Here is a 17,754-nt window from a genome sequence, read left to right as displayed (position 1 = left end):
TATGATTTTAGGGAAAATAAAATGAAAAAAGCGGTGTATTGCTACGCTCGTGTCAGTTCGAGAGGACAAGCTAAAGATGGCTATGGCATGTCGAGACAGCAAACAATGCTGCGAGATTACGTTGCTGCATACGATGATTCTCAACATAACCGTGGCTATGAGTTTGGGGATATTAGTTGGTTGTATGCCGAAGGTGTATCTGCATATAGCGGAAAAAATATCGAAGATGGTTCTGTACTGAAAAACTTTATAGATGATGTGTTACAGAAAAAGATCACTAATTCAGTGTTAGTCATTGAAAACCTAGACCGCTTTAGTAGAGCCGCACCCAACCGAGCCGCAGGATTATTCTTGAGCTTGATTAATGCTGGATGCGATATTCATGAAGTAGAAACAGAAATGATACATCACCAATATAGTGATCTGAATATTATTTCAGGAGGTTTACAGCGAGCACATAATGAAAGTAAACGCAAAGCTCGCTTAAGTATTAAAAACTGGGATGAAAGAATAAAAAATACTATCGAAGGAACATCTGTTTTAACACATCGAGTGCCATCATGGATAGAAGTTAAAAATAATAAGTATGTGATAAAAGAAGGTGAGGCTGAGAAGTTCAACCTTATTTTTAAAATGTATGCTGATGGATTTGGACCTGCTGCAATCCGTGATGAACTAAAAAAGAAAAAAATGCAGATAAATGAAAGTGAGCCGACTATTAATCATTTGGTTAAAATAATTAAAGATCAAAGGCTTATTGGTAAATTCAATTCTACGGGACGTAAAATTTTAGATGGTATGATTATCTATCCAGTGGTTGTTGAACAATCATTATTTGAAACTGTAAATGATTTACGAAAGCAGAGAAACCCGTTGGGAAAAGTAAATGTAAAAGCTAATAATTTATTTGCAGGATTATGCATATGTATGAATTGTGGCAGATATGTCCAAGTTAATTCTGTCGATAAAAAAGGTGATACATACTTTCGTTGTGGTGGGAGTCTATTGAAAATTGATAAATGCAAAGAAAGAGGTTTCAAATACAAGATTATAGAAAATGCTTTATTGGAACATATCAGGAATTTTGACTTTTCTATGTTGAGGTCAAACGATGATGATATACAAATTAAAATAAACTATCTTTCAATAGAGCTAGCTACAAAAGAAAATTATAGTAGCGAAATACTCGCAGACATGGAAAAGGAATACATACCTGACCCTAATGATAGACGTATACTAAAAAACCTCCAACGTCGTATTAGCGAAATACGAACTGAAATTACTAGGTTGAAACAATCAAATGTTGGTTATGAAAAATTTAGCGATTTAAAAGAATCGTGCACTGATGATTTGCTCGACTCTAAGAATACTAATTTAAGACTTAATTTTAATGTGAAGATTAAACGTGTTATTAAAAATATAAAAATGAAGCGTTTAGGAAATGCTATTATGTTAGTTGTGAATTATATTGGTGTTAATGAGAAGCAAGCAATGGTAATTGATAGTAAAACTGGTGATGTGAAATTTATGGCAGTTCAGAATGATGACCTAAAATCGGTGGAGTATTTAATCAATAAATCATGATTTACTATGCCAAATAAAATTATTTTTCAATGCCTAAATACTAATAACTAAAACAACGAAAGGCCAGACACTGGAATGGCTGACCTTTCTAAATTAATCAATATGGAGCGTGTACAAATGATTAATCCTACACCTATTTATAATAAATTTAAGTATGTCTCCGCCCCTTGTGGTTCAGGTAAAACTACTGCTATATGTAATTTAATTAACAATAGTACTGAAAAATATATTTTAGTGCAGAACACACAAGAACTTATTAAACAGACAGCAAAACAAATTAATGATTGTAAGTATATTATTACAGATTCAGTTCCGAGAGATGAAAGTGTAATTAGTACTGTTATCGATTATTTGAATAGTTCGAATTCATCGACATTACTTATCACAGACAAAACCTTTTTTAAAATTTCTGTTGAATTATTGTCCGGGTGGAATGTTTATATTGATGACGTAACTAATTTTCATTCTTTTCAGAATATTAATGAGGGTGATACTAATATAAAAAATGTAATTCTTAATTCATTAATACACAATGTACAGTCATTAGATGACAGAAATATGTATATTGCGGCTGAAAGAAAACCAGAAATACAAGGGGAAGTACTGAAGAGTATTTTGACCCAGCTACCAGCAATTAACGAAAATGATATGTTTATCATGAATAATGAGTACTTTACCGATTCAGAAAAGGAACAGCTTAATATTACCGCATGGAAAGATCTCAGTAAGTACAAAGACGTATCAATCACCTTTCTCGGAGCGAATTTTGAAAAGTCATTGATCTATAAAGGCAATAAAGAACTCTTTGAAAGTACTGAACTTGAAGGATTACTGACACGAAAAACTGAACTCAAAAACAGATTAAAAGTTTATTACTTCTCAAAAAATCAAAAACTATCGAAGACATGGAAGACTAATAACCCTGATAAAGTACAAAAAATATACTCATTTATTGATAAAAAACTTGAGGGACAGGATTTCTACTGGACGAAGAACAAAAGCGATTCTCAGAGCCTCAAAAACGGCACAGAGATAAGCCCGGATGCCAGAGGGTTTAACCAGTACCAACACTTGCTCACGTGCGTCTGGCTCGCTTGTATGCGTCCCTCTGAAACAGAGGCTAAACAGTGCGAATTGTTCTTTGAGATTGACGGCGAGGCGATACATGTTGCGAGGGAGTACGAAAGTTTACACCAGTTCGTACTACGAGGAATTTCAAGGGATTTTGACAGTACTGAAACACAGACTGTTTATGTTTTTGATGAATGGCAAGCCAGATCTCTTACAGATAATATTGAGTATATAGATATCGGTATTGATGATGAGCAGAGGTCGAGAGGCAGGCCGCAAGGTTCAAAGAATAAGCAAAAGCGTTTCACTCTTGATGATAATCACGCTAAGCGTTTTCGCCGCTGGAAAAGCCACAACCCAGGGCTTGAGTTAGAAGCGTTCAAGGTGTTTCTTGCCAGTGGTAATACAGCACTCAGTCCCGAAGAGCAAAAGGCTATGTGGAACAAATACGAAAAGGAAGTACAAAAAAGCAAAAAATGATGTCCAGAACACCATCATAAAAATACATAAATGTCCGGAAAATAATACCTTATAATACTATAGGTAATAAATTTCGGACATCACAACGAGCGAAAGCGAATTAACTACCTGAAAGTAGGAGCGGCGAAGCAAGCGAACTGTTTCGGGTAGTTAGTGAGAGTGCTCACGCAGTGAGTACTTGATAGCTATCCCATTGTTTACATAGATAAAACAATTAAACAGCACCCGCTTGCGTGTACTGTTCGCTGGATTAGATTCTACTGTTGCGTTCCCTTCGGTCACTGACAGAGCGAACCTAATCGCGTTTTTAGTTCTGTCAGTAAGTACATAACTGACTGTTATTTCATTACTTATTCTACAAATAATTCCTTTGTGTACTTAGTGGGGTATCTGCGGTTTCAGTTACTGGAAAAGAACTATCCAGTACTGACCAGAGCGAAGCGACCCCGATCCGATCTGTCCCCCTTCATGATGGTGTTTCGGACAAAACGCACAGGAAGCCCCTGAATGCGATGTTCATTACTGACACACATGAATGACCAAAACCCTACAAAACGCCGTAGCTACGCTTTAAGAGCGTTTGCGTGATGGTATCGCTAATACTCCCTGTATTGAAATCAGATACATAACCCCTTTCATGGATGACGAATCCTCTTGATCGATTTTACCTATTGATTTGTATTGAATTAATAGTAATTGATCGATTATAGCAATCAATAATCCATTAATTGATCGTTTTTATCGATCGTTTATTGATATGCGTGCTACTCTTGAGCACCTGAACACGGACGGCTTTAAGTCCGTACTTTTGACCTGAGAGAAGATAATGGGAGTGACAAAACAGTGAGAGTGGTACAACTGCTAATCTATAAATTTTGGGGGGATTCCTTTTTAAGGGATCTACCTAAAGGCAAACGAATTATTGTCGATAATACAAATAGAACGAACCATCGATTTGGAAAATTATTCAAGGATAATTGCGGTGAGTAAATATTTAAAAATAGGAATTTATGGTATTTGGGGAGTGTTTTTATTCCTTGCGTCAATGGAGAAATTTGGTGATCTTTTCGCAGTCGGTACAGGCTTCTGGTCGGTAATCATGCTTTCCGTCGCTGGATTGTGCCAGCTACTGGCAAGTACTGCCGCGATAGGCTGGGCTGTTTTGGGTTATGGTACGCTTAAAGCGAAGTTCTTACCCTATAAACTCGTTAATAATTATACGGTTCCTGTAGTGATCATTGTGCTTGCATTCGTGGCAAGTTCTGCCCGATCTTCAAGCGATGGAGCCAGAGCACAAAAACTTGGTTTTAAAGATAGTAAAGAGTTTTCTATCGCTCGTGAAAATCACATTACAAATACTGATGACTACGCGAAATTTGTAGAAGAACAACGAGTTAAAGCGGCGGAAAAGAAGGTTCAAGATGCGTTAGTAGCAGCCGAGAAAGCTAATCAGGATATAGTAAAGAAATACATTTCAATATTTGATAAGGATAAAAGAGAACAAGCTCAAATAACTATTAGCAAAGATTTAGAAGAAAATGCAGTATTAACAGAGTCAATACTTACTGAAATTAAATCTTACCCTAATAACTCAGTTAATAGAACTGCTGGACAACTCACATACTTAGATATTGGCGTTAGTATGAAAGAATACATGTCAGCTATCGAGCAATCTAATTGTAGGCAAAGGCTTAACAATTCTTTATTTCCTTTAAATGAATGGAATAAATCTCAATTTAATTTATTGAACGAAAGATTTAATGCTATGAGAAATGGAATTGATATGGATAGGATTCAGCTTGGCAAAGAATTGCAATACGAAAGAGATAAAATCACCATGCAGTACTTTTATGAAAAAAATAAATATCAAAAATCATTTAATGAGTGTGTTTTCAGTCTGTTGTCTTCTATATCCAATCGTCTTTCAAGACCTGATGCCAGACCTGCTCCCGTAACTGATTATATTCCTGAAGGAATTAAATGCATGAGAAAACCCGAAGGAAATATAAAATATTGTTATTAAGTCCATTGAAATATAATGTACTGTTCTTTAATAAGGAATTAAAATGAAAAAGACTTCTGTTGCAATGCTGTTATTGTTGAGTACTTCCTTTCATTTACAGGCTGCTGTACCTGATGGAAAAACAGAACCCCCCTTTGCTATTGATAATGAGGTTATTTGTTTGAAAGAAATTCAGAAACAAATGACGCCTTTCCTTAAACAGTTTGAACAGGAAAACGGTGTTAAGTACAAATACAATGTTAAATCTGGTTTATCGTACAAGGATACTGTAGGGCTACGGTTACAGATCAACCGTGTAGATTCTGGATTGGACGTGCGTGTTGCCGATCTTGATTACTACTGGCTACAGGAGCGGGGCAGCATGTGTCAGCCAGCATATATGGTACTTGATCGTTCTGAATGAGTGTTTGTACTGGTACAAGGTCGCGAAAGTGGCCTTTTTTATTTGCTTGTTGCCCGGTATGTGTTCACTTGCAAAGTGTGGCGATTTTGCATCCAAATTGATTTAAGTTAAGTGACTTTTTTGGATAATATACTTAAGTTACTGTAAGCGGTCTCATGTAGGCCGTTTTTTCGTCCTCGCTAAAAGTACTGGCCTTAAGGACACAAAATAACCAAACCCCTAGTATCACGATTTCTGACTAAAAAGTTAAAGGGATCGTTTACTCAGATAAAAGTACAACTTGTTTTATTCCGCCTGATTTAAAATCTCGTTCGCCTAATCAGGTTCAACCCCGTCGACAAAATGCCGTGAACTCAGATCTCGGTACTGAACTTTTCACTAACCCTACATTGACTAAAAAACGCACGATCAAAAATCTCTTTTGGGTACTCCCTAACGATACTCGCTTTTCTCGTCTCGTTTAGTATCATTTAGATTTTGAATGCATTTAAATGATACTGTATCATTAAGTAAATTCAAATGATACTTTTCACGTAAGTGAGGGCAGGAAAATGATTTTTGGTTACGCGAGAGTCTCAACAAAGGATCAAAATCTTGAGCGTCAGTTGGCAGTACTGGAACCTGTTTGTGACAAAATCGTCACCGAGAAAGAATCAGGTAAGTCCACCAGCGAGAGACCTGAATTGTTGAACCTGCTTTCACACCTCCGCGAAGGTGATACGCTCATGACTCACTCGATTGATCGCCTTGCACGTAATACCCGCGATTTGCTGGAAATGATTGATAGCCTCGTTGCTCGCGGGATCACTGTTCAGTTCCTTGCTAACTCAATGAGTTTCGATAACTCCCCACAATCTCGTTTAATCTTAACCATGATGGGAGCCGTTGCAGAATTTGAGCGGGGAATGATCGCATCACGTCGCAACGAAGGAATTGCCCTTGCTAAAGAGGCTAAGAAGTATAAAGGAAAGCAAAAGAACAAAGAATTACACAGTAAAATCATTGAGATGCTTCAAGCTGGGAAGAACACACCGGATGAGATTGCAAAGTTGTGCGATTGTGGCAGGGCTACAGTGTTTCGCGTGAAAAAAGAAATGAATGCCTCCTGAGATGGGATTCAGAAAGGGGAATTGTTATTAAGAAAATCATTACTGCTCTGAATTAAAGATAATCTAGTTGAATGAGTTATTATCATTTGTTTATATGGTGAGCAGGCACGAAATTTAATTCGAGCCTGCTCTTCTTTTTATCTCAATCTATCAAATATTGATACTAGATCGTTAATGAAATCTTTTGGCATTTTCATCGAGTTGGTTAAGTATCTAGCCATTATCATTATAAATTGACGAATTCTTGAATTATCTGAAATTAGAGTGGATAGTTGCTCATCCTTTTTAATGTCATGCATGGATAGTTCTAAAAAACTAAATTCACGTAACACATGGCAACATTTAATTATATCATTAGGAGAGTCAAGTAGACTCCTTGTGAGTTCAATAAAGTCATCCCAATTCCTTAACTCTGGCTCTATATTTTGAATCGAACTGTCATTAGATGAGATTAGTTCTCTCATCTTATGTCTTAATATAAAGCTATCCTTCCCTCCCCAGATATAATATTTGAGAAGTCTTGTGAATTCATTCTGATTATAATCAAAATCAATTAACCCTCTTAGTTGCTGCACTAAGCATGCCATAATATATGAGAATGTCATTAGACTATGCAAGTAAATTGCTCTGTGTTTATTTTTTTGAGGGTCTAGTTCATTCTTCACTTTTTGTAAAGCAGCAATAAATCTTCTCAAATTCTTCGCTGGATCATTTTCTGTAGGAACCGAACTTGCTAAAAATTCGCCATATTTTTGGATGGTTTTATCTGTTTTATATACTTCCTGTATACTTATCCAATTATTAATGTCCGTAGAGTAGCTTAAATCAATATTGAAATTCATTGAAAATGATTGAGCATATCCTTTCATTTGATCTTCATCAAAAAGGTGGACATTAATTGTTTTTGCGGAAAGTCTATGGGCCTCACTTGCTTTCTTTCTTAATATGATGAATGCTTCATCATAGCCTAAAAAATTCATAACACCGGAAGCCCAAAACGCTCTATTAATAGGGCTGGTATTTTTAAGGGTTTTACAATCGAAAATTATCTTTCTGGTTTTTCCAGTTATATCAAAAGCAACCCCTAAAACATCTACATCTGTTATAATTGTAGATGTATCAGAAAGTTCCCTATAGTTTTCAACGTTAACTTCTAAAAATGGCAAGTAACCATTTATCAAGCAAAACCTTATAGCGTCTTGCTTCAAACCTAGGTCTTTATCTAAGTTAGCCATTACCATTACTCCATTTCGAAAATCAGTTGTTCAAATTGTTCTTTTGCTTCCTCGCTTTGTTTTATCTTCTCTCTAGTTCTAAGTTCTGCGGAGCTAATGATCGATTGAATGTATTTTTCATCTTGTGTTAATGCTATTTTTGCATTTTGATCAACTTCTAAATTTGCAAGTTCTCCTGTTTTTAAGAGACTTATTGCTAAATCTAATGCTTCAATGTTTTCTTCTGTTTTTATTAAATGAAATTCCCACTTGTTATGATCCTTAGCTTTTAGCATTCCAACCTTCAAAAACACCAGATTCCTATACTGGGATGCAGCTTCTGAATTTTGATTAAGATAACCTTTTTCTTTTAATGATTCCAATATCCTAACTGGAAGCCTTATTCTATATTTGTCGTGCAGTAATTGTCCTTTCCTAACGCAAGAAACTAACGCCATTGCTCGTTCATAAATCTCTCTGTTAGCTGCATTCAATTTTATATTTCCGGGCCTCGGTGTGAATATGAATGTTTCTTGTTTTTGGTTTCCGAAATCAATTGAAGGGGGTTTGAGTACACCCTCTTGGCAAAAACCAATTAAAAGTTCTTTTTGTACTTTTGTTAGCTTTTTTCCACCGATTTCTAATTGTGATTCGATCAGTGAGAGAGGCCATCCCTGATTATCTTTTATAATTTTTAAAACAGCATCAATATCATTCGAACCAATTTTGGCTGAAATATCGACAAGTGACTCTAAATTATCGGCAAAATAAAATGGGCTAGCTATGATGTTTTTTCCTCTAGCTCTATAATTTCTAAAATAGTTACCTTTTTCACCAATCTCTAAACAACGAGAAAAAAGAGTATTGTCGATGCCTGTAGAATGAATTAGTTTGTCTCTGTTTTCGGGTTTGTTTTGAAGATTAGATAATATTATCAATGTGCCTTGCTCATGTTCGTTGAGATCGCTAAATGTGAAATAATCACCAACACCTTGATAGAGATCTTTGAATCGAGGAACGTTTGGAATTACTGACAATATTTTTTTGTCTTTCGTTATTAAATCTACATATTCTATCTCAGCCAGTACTTCCAATACGCTTTTTAAAGCATATGAAGGTATGTTGAAAAAGAAGTCACTGACTTTCCTTAAAACTTCATAATCAATTTCTCCCAATCCGCGTATATGCATTGCTAGTATTGATGCCATTCCGATAGTTTTGATGTTATCAAAATCTGGAACGTCAATGTTTCCTAGTCCGGATTGTATATCATGGGAAAGTTCAACAAGAGATTTCGAGTCCATGGTTAGCACCTGATTAAGTTATAAAGCTGTTAGTACATGATACCTATGTGTTCCTGATTTGAAACTGCCATCTTAATAACAACTAAAGGAGAGGTAGAACTATATAGAAATCAACAGTATTTTTACTATGTTCTAAAGATGATTACCACCATTTTGGCGAAAGCAAAGGATACGTTATTAGTGCGTAGGTGAAAAGATGCCATTAGATCTCTACTGACGAGAAATATAGTAGAAGGGGGTCTAAAAATGGGAAGTGATGGTTAAGATGGTTCAAATCCTTTTGATATCATTATGTATTAAAATCAATATGTTATGGATTGTGGCATTGTGGGAGAGAGATGAATTAACAGATGCGGTATTTGTACAGTAATTTACTGTTAATGACCACCATCAGTTCGATAAGTGTAAAACCGCGTTGCTTGTCCATCTGTTTCGCTCCTTGATTTGGTTGGCGCTACTTTGGCAAACGCCATCAGCACAAGCGAGGGGCAAAAAACGAAACGGGAAAGCAGCTTCCGAGGTTTTTTATTTCGTTGCAGCGAAAGACAAGAAATTTGCGAGGCGTTACGAAGAAAGTTGGGGAAGGGGAGATTTATCCGCCCGCGATGGAGCGGATAAATCTGTTAGCAATTAGCGAAAACGCATTGAAAGGTCGAGTGCCTGTACGTGTTTAGTTAGTGCACCAACGGAGATAAAGTCCACGCCCGTTTCGGCAAATTCGCGCAGTGTTTTGTCAGTGACGTTGCCAGACACTTCCAGTAGCGCCTTGCCGTTGGTGCGTTTGACGGCTTCGCGCATCTGTTCTGTTTCGAAGTTATCCAGCATGATGATATCGGCACCTGCTTTCAGGGCTTCATCAAGTTCTTCCAGATTCTCTACTTCGACTTCTACTGGCGCATCCGGGTGCAGCCAGGATGCTTTTTCGACCGCCTGGCGCACTGAGCCGGAGGCAATAATATGGTTTTCTTTGATCAGAAAGGCATCAGAAAGCCCCAGACGGTGATTCGCTCCGCCGCCGCAAAGTACCGCGTATTTCAGAGCTGAACGCAGGCCGGGTAAGGTTTTGCGCGTATCCAACAACTGCGTGTTGGTGCCCTCCAGTAATTCGACATAGTGGCGTACCTTACTGGCAACCCCTGAAAGGGTTTGCACAAAATTAAGCGCAGTGCGTTCGCCCGTTAACAGCACGCGGGATGGGCCTTCAAGTTCGAACAAGGGTTGATTGGCGTTGATGACATCGCCGTCATCCACATGCCAGATTATGGTGACATCGTCGCCTGCCAGTTGAATAAACACCTCTTCAACCCAGCGTTTGCCGCAAAATACGCCATTCTCGCGGGTGATCACTGTGGCATGAGAGCGAGAGTTTTCCGGTAAAAGTTTTGCCGTAATGTCATTGTTGGCATCGACTGTTCCGCCTAAATCTTCCCGCAGCGCCTGGGCCACCGCGCCGGGGATATCGAGATTAATGCGTTCCAGCAGCTCGTCACGTCGGGTGTCAGGGTTATAGCGGCGAGGCGGCATGTTAAAACTCCAGATAGCTAACGAATCATAAGGTAGAAACATGCTACTCTGAACCGGGTATTAGCACCACATATAAGGAGATCCTGCATGTTGTTAGAACAGGGGTGGCTGGTTGGCGCGCGCCGCGTTCCCTCACCACATTACGATTGCCGCCCGGATGACGAAACACCCACCCTGCTGGTGGTGCACAATATTAGCCTGCCGCCAGGCGAGTTTGGCGGTCCGTGGATCGACGCATTATTCACTGGAACTATTGATCCGCAGGCACATCCTTTCTTTGCTGAGATCGCCCATTTGCGCGTCTCCGCTCACTGTTTGATTCGCCGCGATGGTGAAATAGTCCAGTATGTTCCTTTCGATAAACGTGCCTGGCATGCCGGAGTCTCTCAGTATCAGGGGCGCGAACGCTGCAATGATTTTTCTATTGGGATTGAGCTGGAAGGCACCGATACGCTGGCGTATACCGATGCGCAGTATCAACAGCTTGCGGCGGTTACGCGGGCACTGATTGATCGCTATCCAGATATCGCTAATAACATGACGGGCCATTGTGATATTGCGCCGGATCGGAAAACCGATCCCGGTCCTGCATTTGATTGGGCACGGTTTCGTGCGCTGGTCAACAAGGAGACAACATGACGCTATTTACAACCTTACTGGTGTTAATTTTCGAGCGCCTGTTTAAGTTGGGCGAGCACTGGCAGCTTGATCATCGTCTTGAAGCGTTCTTTCGGCGGGTGAAACATTTTTCTCTCGGGCGCACATTAGGCATGACCATTATTGCGATGGGCGTGACTTTTTTACTGTTACGCGCATTGCAGGGAGTATTGTTCAACGTTCCCACGCTGCTGGTGTGGCTGCTGATTGGTTTGCTGTGTATTGGCGCAGGTAAAGTTCGTCTTCATTATCATGCTTATCTGACAGCTGCTTCACGTAATGATAGCCATGCCCGTGCCACGATGGCTGGCGAACTCACCATGATTCACGGCGTCCCGGCAGGCTGCGATGAACGTGAGTATTTGCGTGAGCTGCAAAATGCATTGCTGTGGATTAACTTTCGTTTTTATCTTGCACCGCTGTTCTGGCTGATTGTGGGGGGAACCTGGGGACCCGTTACGCTGATGGGGTATGCGTTTTTGCGTGCATGGCAATACTGGCTGGCGCGTTACCAGACGCCGCATCATCGTTTACAGTCCGGCATTGATGCCGTGCTTCATGTACTGGATTGGGTGCCGGTTCGTCTTGCGGGTGTGGTATATGCCTTGATCGGTCATGGGGAGAAAGCGTTACCGGCCTGGTTTGCTTCGCTGGGTGATTTCCATACTTCGCAATATCAGGTATTAACGCGTCTGGCGCAGTTCTCTCTGGCGCGTGAACCGCATGTCGATAAGCTGGAGACGCCGAAGGCAGCGGTTTCCATGGCGAAGAAAACCTCGTTCGTGGTCGTGGTGGTGATTGCGCTACTGACGATTTACGGGGCGTTGGTGTAAAGATTATTGCCCTCACCCTGTATGGGTGAGGGCGTAGAGAGATTAATGCGCTTTTACGGCTTTGGCGGTTTTCTCTTTAAACAGATAGCCGATACCTAACACGATCAGCCATACCGGGATCAGGTATACCGAAATCGCCATTCCTGGGGTCATCAGCATAATCACCAGTACCGCCGCCATAAACAGCAGGCAGATCCAGTTACCCAGCGGATAAAGCAGAGCAGGGAAGCGAGTTACCACGCCTTGTTCCTGCTTGGCGCGACGGAATTTCATATGCGCCAGGCTAATCATCGCCCAGTTGATTACCAGTGCAGATACCACCAGCGCCATTAACAGTCCGAATGCGGATTCCGGTGCAAGGTAGTTAATCAGCACGCACAATGCCGTAACCAGCGCAGACACCAGAATAGTGTTAACCGGTACACCGCGTTTGTCGACAGACGCCAGCGCTTTTGGCGCGTTGCCCTGCTGTGCCAGACCAAACAGCATACGGCTGTTGCAATATACGCAGCTGTTGTACACGGAGAGCGCAGCAGTCAGTACCACGATGTTCAGCGCATTCGCCACAAAGGTATCGCCCAATTCGTGGAAGATCAGTACAAACGGACTGGTATCAGCAGTAACGCGGGTCCACGGCATCAGCGAGAGCAGAACGGCTAACGAACCAATATAGAAAATCAGGATGCGGTAGATAACCTGGTTAGTTGCTTTCGGGATACTTTGCTCCGGGTTATCAGCTTCTGCTGCGGTGATCCCCACCAGTTCCAGACCACCGAACGAGAACATGATAATCGCCATCATCATCACCAGCCCGGTGAAGCCGTGCGGCAGGAAACCACCTTGATCCCACAGGTTGCTAACGGTCGCCTGCGGGCCGCCGTTGCCACTGAATAGCAGCCAGCCGCCGAAGATGATCATCGCTACCACTGCGATAACTTTGATAATGGCAAACCAGAACTCCATCTCACCAAACACTTTTACGTTGGTCAGGTTGATGGCGTTGATCACCACAAAGAATACGGCGGCAGAAACCCAGGTTGGGATTTCTGGATACCAGAACTGAATGTATTTACCCACAGCAGTAAGCTCTGCCATGGCAACTAAAACGTACAGTACCCAGTAGTTCCAGCCAGAGGCGAAACCGGCAAAACTGCCCCAGTATTTATAAGCAAAGTGGCTAAAGGAGCCTGCGACAGGTTCTTCGACCACCATTTCACCTAGCTGACGCATGATCAGAAAGGCGATAAAACCAGCAATGGCGTAACCCAGGATAATCCCTGGCCCTGCGGACTGTATTACGGAGGCGCTACCCAGGAATAGCCCGGTCCCTATCGCGCCACCCAGCGCGATAAGCTGAATATGGCGGTTTTTAAGGCCGCGCTTTAGCTGCTCGCCGTGCTGTTGACCTTCCATCATGAAACCTCGTGCGGTGATTGTTTTTTTGATCTACGCAGTGATGCGTGTGTAAGTTTGCAATTCCGTTTGTTGTATTAATTTGTTTACATCAAAGAAGTTTGAATTGTTACAAAAGGACTTCCGTCAGATCAAGAATAATGGTATGCGGCAGCGAATGCACCCGCTTTATGCATGGTTGAAGATGAGTTGCTTAAAAAGAAACCGTTTGTAAAGGTCAGCCTCAAATCCCCTCAATATGCAAAATGAATATAAATTCATTATTTTTGAATTAAAAATCGATAAATTGGTAAGTGAATCGGTTCAATTCGGATTTTTATAGTTTAATAATCGTTAAAAAATCCCTTTCCTACGTAAAGTCTACATTTGTGCATAGTTACAACTTTGAAACGTTATATATGTCAAGTTGTTAAAATGTGCACAGTTTCATGATTTCAATCAAAACCTGTATGGACATAAGGTGAATACTTTGTTACTTTAGCGTCACAGACATGAAATTGGTAAGACCAATTGACTTCGGCAAGTGGCTTAAGACAGGAACTCATGGCCTACAGCAAAATCCGCCAACCAAAACTCTCCGATGTGATTGAGCAGCAACTGGAGTTTTTGATCCTCGAAGGCACTCTCCGCCCGGGCGAAAAACTCCCACCGGAACGCGAACTGGCAAAACAGTTTGACGTCTCCCGTCCCTCCTTGCGTGAGGCGATTCAACGTCTCGAAGCGAAGGGCTTGTTGCTTCGTCGCCAGGGTGGCGGCACTTTTGTCCAGAGCAGCCTATGGCAAAGCTTCAGCGATCCGCTGGTAGAGCTGCTCTCCGATCATCCTGAATCACAGTATGACTTGCTCGAAACACGACACGCCCTGGAAGGTATCGCCGCTTATTACGCCGCGCTGCGTAGTACCGATGAAGACAAGGAACGCATCCGTGAACTCCATCACGCCATAGAGCTGGCGCAGCAGTCTGGCGATCTGGACGCGGAATCAAACGCCGTACTCCAGTATCAGATTGCTGTCACTGAAGCGGCCCACAATGTGGTTCTGCTTCATCTGCTAAGGTGTATGGAGCCGATGTTGGCCCAGAATGTCCGCCAGAACTTCGAATTGCTCTATTCGCGTCGCGAGATGCTGCCGCTGGTGAGTAGTCACCGCACCCGCATATTTGAAGCGATTATGGCCGGTAAGCCGGAAGAAGCGCGCGAAGCATCGCATCGCCATCTGGCCTTTATCGAAGAAATTTTGCTCGACAGAAGCCGTGAAGAGAGCCGCCGTGAGCGTTCTCTGCGTCGTCTGGAGCAACGAAAGAATTAGTGATTTTTCTGGTAAAAATTATCCAGAAGATGTTGTAAATCAAGCGCATATAAAAGCGCGGCAACTAAACGTAGAACCTGTCTTATTGAGCTTTCCGGCGAGAGTTCAATGGGACAGGTTCCAGAAAACTCAACGTTATTAGATAGATAAGGAATAACCCATGTCAGAACGTTTCCCAAATGACGTGGATCCGATCGAAACTCGCGACTGGCTCCAGGCGATCGAATCGGTCATCCGTGAAGAAGGTGTTGAGCGTGCTCAGTATCTGATCGACCAACTGCTTGCTGAAGCCCGCAAAGGCGGTGTCAACGTAGCCGCAGGCACCGGTATCAGCAACTACATCAACACCATCCCCGTTGAAGAACAACCGGAGTATCCGGGTAATCTGGAACTGGAACGCCGTATTCGTTCAGCTATCCGCTGGAACGCCATCATGACGGTTCTGCGTGCGTCGAAAAAAGACCTCGAACTGGGCGGCCACATGGCGTCCTTCCAGTCTTCCGCAACCATTTATGATGTGTGCTTTAATCACTTCTTCCGTGCACGCAACGAGCAGGATGGCGGCGATCTGGTTTACTTCCAGGGCCACATCTCCCCGGGCGTTTACGCTCGTGCTTTCCTGGAAGGTCGTCTGACTCAGGAGCAGCTGGATAACTTCCGTCAGGAAGTTCACGGCAATGGCCTCTCTTCCTATCCGCACCCGAAACTGATGCCGGAATTCTGGCAGTTCCCGACCGTATCTATGGGTCTGGGTCCGATTGGTGCTATTTACCAGGCTAAATTCCTGAAATATCTGGAACACCGTGGCCTGAAAGATACCTCTAAACAGACCGTTTACGCCTTCCTCGGCGACGGTGAAATGGACGAACCGGAATCCAAAGGTGCGATCACCATCGCTACCCGTGAAAAACTGGATAACCTGGTCTTCGTTATCAACTGTAACCTGCAGCGTCTTGACGGCCCGGTCACCGGTAACGGCAAGATCATCAACGAACTGGAAGGCATCTTCGAAGGTGCTGGCTGGAACGTGATCAAAGTGATGTGGGGTAGCCGTTGGGATGAACTGCTGCGTAAAGATACCAGCGGTAAACTGATCCAGCTGATGAACGAAACCGTTGACGGCGACTACCAGACCTTCAAATCGAAAGATGGTGCGTACGTTCGTGAACACTTCTTCGGTAAATATCCGGAAACCGCAGCTCTGGTTGCAGACTGGACTGACGAGCAGATCTGGGCGCTGAACCGTGGCGGTCACGATCCGAAGAAAATCTACGCTGCATTCAAGAAAGCGCAGGAAACCAAAGGCAAAGCGACGGTAATCCTTGCTCATACCATTAAAGGTTACGGCATGGGCGACGCGGCTGAAGGTAAAAACATCGCGCACCAGGTTAAGAAAATGAACATGGACGGCGTGCGTCATATCCGCGACCGTTTCAATGTGCCGGTGTCTGATGCAGATATCGAAAAACTGCCGTACATCACCTTCCCGGAAGGTTCTGAAGAGCATACCTATCTGCACGCTCAGCGTCAGAAACTGCACGGTTATCTGCCAAGCCGTCAGCCGAACTTCACCGAGAAGCTTGAGCTGCCGAGCCTGCAAGACTTCGGCGCGCTGCTGGAAGAGCAGAGCAAAGAGATCTCTACCACTATCGCTTTCGTTCGTGCCCTGAACGTGATGCTGAAGAACAAGTCGATCAAAGATCGTCTGGTACCGATCATCGCCGACGAAGCGCGTACTTTCGGTATGGAAGGTCTGTTCCGTCAGATTGGTATTTACAGCCCGAACGGTCAGCAGTACACCCCGCAGGACCGCGAGCAGGTTGCTTACTATAAAGAAGACGAGAAAGGTCAGATTCTGCAGGAAGGGATCAACGAGCTGGGCGCAGGGTGTTCCTGGCTGGCAGCGGCGACCTCTTACAGCACCAACAATCTGCCGATGATTCCGTTCTACATCTATTACTCGATGTTCGGCTTCCAGCGTATCGGCGATCTGTGCTGGGCGGCTGGCGACCAGCAAGCGCGTGGCTTCCTGATCGGCGGTACTTCCGGTCGTACCACCCTGAACGGCGAAGGTCTGCAGCACGAAGATGGTCACAGCCACATTCAGTCGCTGACTATCCCGAACTGTATCTCTTACGACCCGGCTTACGCTTACGAAGTTGCTGTCATCATGCATGACGGTCTGGAGCGTATGTACGGTGAAAAACAAGAGAACGTTTACTACTACATCACTACGCTGAACGAAAACTACCACATGCCGGCAATGCCGGAAGGTGCTGAGGAAGGTATCCGTAAAGGTATCTACAAACTCGAAACCATTGAAGGTAGCAAAGGTAAAGTTCAGCTGCTGGGCTCCGGTTCTATCCTGCGTCACGTCCGTGAAGCGGCAGAGATCCTGGCGAAAGATTACGGCGTAGGTTCTGACGTTTATAGCGTGACCTCCTTCACCGAGCTGGCGCGTGATGGTCAGGATTGTGAACGCTGGAACATGCTGCACCCGCTGGAAACTCCGCGCGTTCCATACATCGCTCAGGTGATGAACGACGCTCCGGCAGTGGCATCTACCGACTATATGAAACTGTTCGCTGAGCAGGTCCGTACTTACGTACCGGCTGACGACTACCGCGTACTGGGTACTGATGGCTTCGGTCGTTCCGACAGCCGTGAGAACCTGCGTCACCACTTCGAAGTTGATGCTTCTTATGTCGTGGTTGCGGCGCTGGGCGAACTGGCTAAACGTGGCGAAATCGATAAGAAAGTGGTTGCTGACGCAATCGCCAAATTCAACATCGATGCAGATAAAGTTAACCCGCGTCTGGCTTAAGAGGTAA

At 43.0% G+C, this 17,754-nt stretch carries 14 protein-coding genes; 9 read left to right on the top strand and 5 right to left on the bottom strand.

The window, feature by feature from the left end:
• Nucleotides 1–21 precede the first annotated feature (21 nt).
• The 5 genes from ACJHYD_RS06210 (at nt 22) to ACJHYD_RS06190 (ending at nt 6,670) form a co-directional block, all read left to right on the top strand.
• Complete coding sequence (locus ACJHYD_RS06210) at nt 22–1,584, top strand: recombinase family protein (protein WP_021293056.1); 1,563 nt, start codon at nt 22–24, stop codon at nt 1,582–1,584.
• A gap of 117 nt (nt 1,585–1,701) precedes the next feature.
• Nucleotides 1,702–3,135 (top strand): type III restriction endonuclease subunit R, encoded by a 1,434-nt coding sequence (locus ACJHYD_RS06205; protein ID WP_069917041.1) that lies wholly within the window; start codon nt 1,702–1,704, stop codon nt 3,133–3,135.
• Between the two features lie 982 nt (nt 3,136–4,117).
• Complete coding sequence (locus tag ACJHYD_RS06200) at nt 4,118–5,158, top strand: hypothetical protein (RefSeq protein ID WP_410228815.1); 1,041 nt, start codon at nt 4,118–4,120, stop codon at nt 5,156–5,158.
• Between the two features lie 43 nt (nt 5,159–5,201).
• Nucleotides 5,202–5,561, top strand: coding sequence for a hypothetical protein (locus ACJHYD_RS06195; RefSeq protein WP_001578623.1), 360 nt, complete (start codon nt 5,202–5,204; stop codon nt 5,559–5,561).
• A gap of 551 nt (nt 5,562–6,112) precedes the next feature.
• Nucleotides 6,113–6,670: a recombinase family protein gene (locus ACJHYD_RS06190; protein ID WP_031314521.1), complete on the top strand. Its 558-nt coding sequence runs from the start codon at nt 6,113–6,115 to the stop codon at nt 6,668–6,670.
• A gap of 137 nt (nt 6,671–6,807) precedes the next feature.
• Here ACJHYD_RS06190 and ACJHYD_RS06185 read toward each other — a convergent pair whose 3' ends face one another.
• The 4 genes from ACJHYD_RS06185 to nadC all read right to left on the bottom strand — a co-directional run bounded on the left by ACJHYD_RS06185 (nt 6,808) and on the right by nadC (nt 10,712).
• Nucleotides 6,808–7,905 (bottom strand): hypothetical protein, encoded by a 1,098-nt coding sequence (locus tag ACJHYD_RS06185; RefSeq protein WP_129560323.1) that lies wholly within the window; start codon nt 7,903–7,905, stop codon nt 6,808–6,810.
• Nucleotides 7,906–7,910: 5 nt separating this feature from the next.
• Complete coding sequence (locus ACJHYD_RS06180) at nt 7,911–9,188, bottom strand: hypothetical protein (RefSeq protein ID WP_021293063.1); 1,278 nt, start codon at nt 9,186–9,188, stop codon at nt 7,911–7,913.
• 343 nt (nt 9,189–9,531) lie between these two features.
• Nucleotides 9,532–9,615, bottom strand: coding sequence for a prepilin-type N-terminal cleavage/methylation domain-containing protein (locus tag ACJHYD_RS06175; protein ID WP_071883250.1), 84 nt, complete (start codon nt 9,613–9,615; stop codon nt 9,532–9,534).
• Nucleotides 9,616–9,818: 203 nt separating this feature from the next.
• Complete coding sequence (nadC, locus tag ACJHYD_RS06170) at nt 9,819–10,712, bottom strand: carboxylating nicotinate-nucleotide diphosphorylase (protein ID WP_001135168.1); 894 nt, start codon at nt 10,710–10,712, stop codon at nt 9,819–9,821.
• Between the two features lie 87 nt (nt 10,713–10,799).
• On the opposite strand from nadC, the gene ampD reads away from it, so the two are divergent.
• Together ampD and ampE are read left to right on the top strand one after the other, a co-directional pair.
• Nucleotides 10,800–11,351 carry a 1,6-anhydro-N-acetylmuramyl-L-alanine amidase AmpD gene (ampD, locus tag ACJHYD_RS06165; RefSeq protein WP_001550610.1) on the top strand — a complete coding sequence of 184 codons (552 nt, stop codon included), beginning with the start codon at nt 10,800–10,802 and terminating at the stop codon, nt 11,349–11,351.
• A complete protein-coding gene (gene ampE, locus ACJHYD_RS06160; RefSeq protein ID WP_001550611.1) occupies nt 11,348–12,202 on the top strand; it encodes a beta-lactamase regulator AmpE in 855 nt (284 codons plus the stop codon). The genes ampD and ampE overlap by 4 nt, the downstream gene beginning before the upstream one ends.
• Nucleotides 12,203–12,244: 42 nt before the next feature.
• Here the strand turns inward: ampE and aroP are convergent, their stop codons facing one another.
• Complete coding sequence (gene aroP / locus ACJHYD_RS06155; RefSeq protein ID WP_000969915.1) at nt 12,245–13,618, bottom strand: aromatic amino acid transporter AroP; 1,374 nt, start codon at nt 13,616–13,618, stop codon at nt 12,245–12,247.
• A gap of 540 nt (nt 13,619–14,158) precedes the next feature.
• On the opposite strand from aroP, the gene pdhR reads away from it, so the two are divergent.
• Both pdhR and aceE read left to right on the top strand, forming a co-directional pair.
• Nucleotides 14,159–14,923: a pyruvate dehydrogenase complex transcriptional repressor PdhR gene (gene pdhR, locus ACJHYD_RS06150; RefSeq protein ID WP_000331776.1), complete on the top strand. Its 765-nt coding sequence runs from the start codon at nt 14,159–14,161 to the stop codon at nt 14,921–14,923.
• A gap of 160 nt (nt 14,924–15,083) precedes the next feature.
• Nucleotides 15,084–17,747 carry a pyruvate dehydrogenase (acetyl-transferring), homodimeric type gene (gene aceE / locus ACJHYD_RS06145; protein WP_000003820.1) on the top strand — a complete coding sequence of 888 codons (2,664 nt, stop codon included), beginning with the start codon at nt 15,084–15,086 and terminating at the stop codon, nt 17,745–17,747.
• Nucleotides 17,748–17,754 lie beyond the last annotated feature (7 nt).

The organism is Escherichia sp. WS1368 (assembly GCF_046487485.1).
In the GTDB taxonomy this organism is placed as follows: Bacteria; Pseudomonadota; Gammaproteobacteria; order Enterobacterales; family Enterobacteriaceae; genus Escherichia; species Escherichia coli.
The sequence above is the reverse complement of the archived record's forward strand: the minus strand, read 5'-3'. Positions and strand labels throughout refer to the sequence as shown.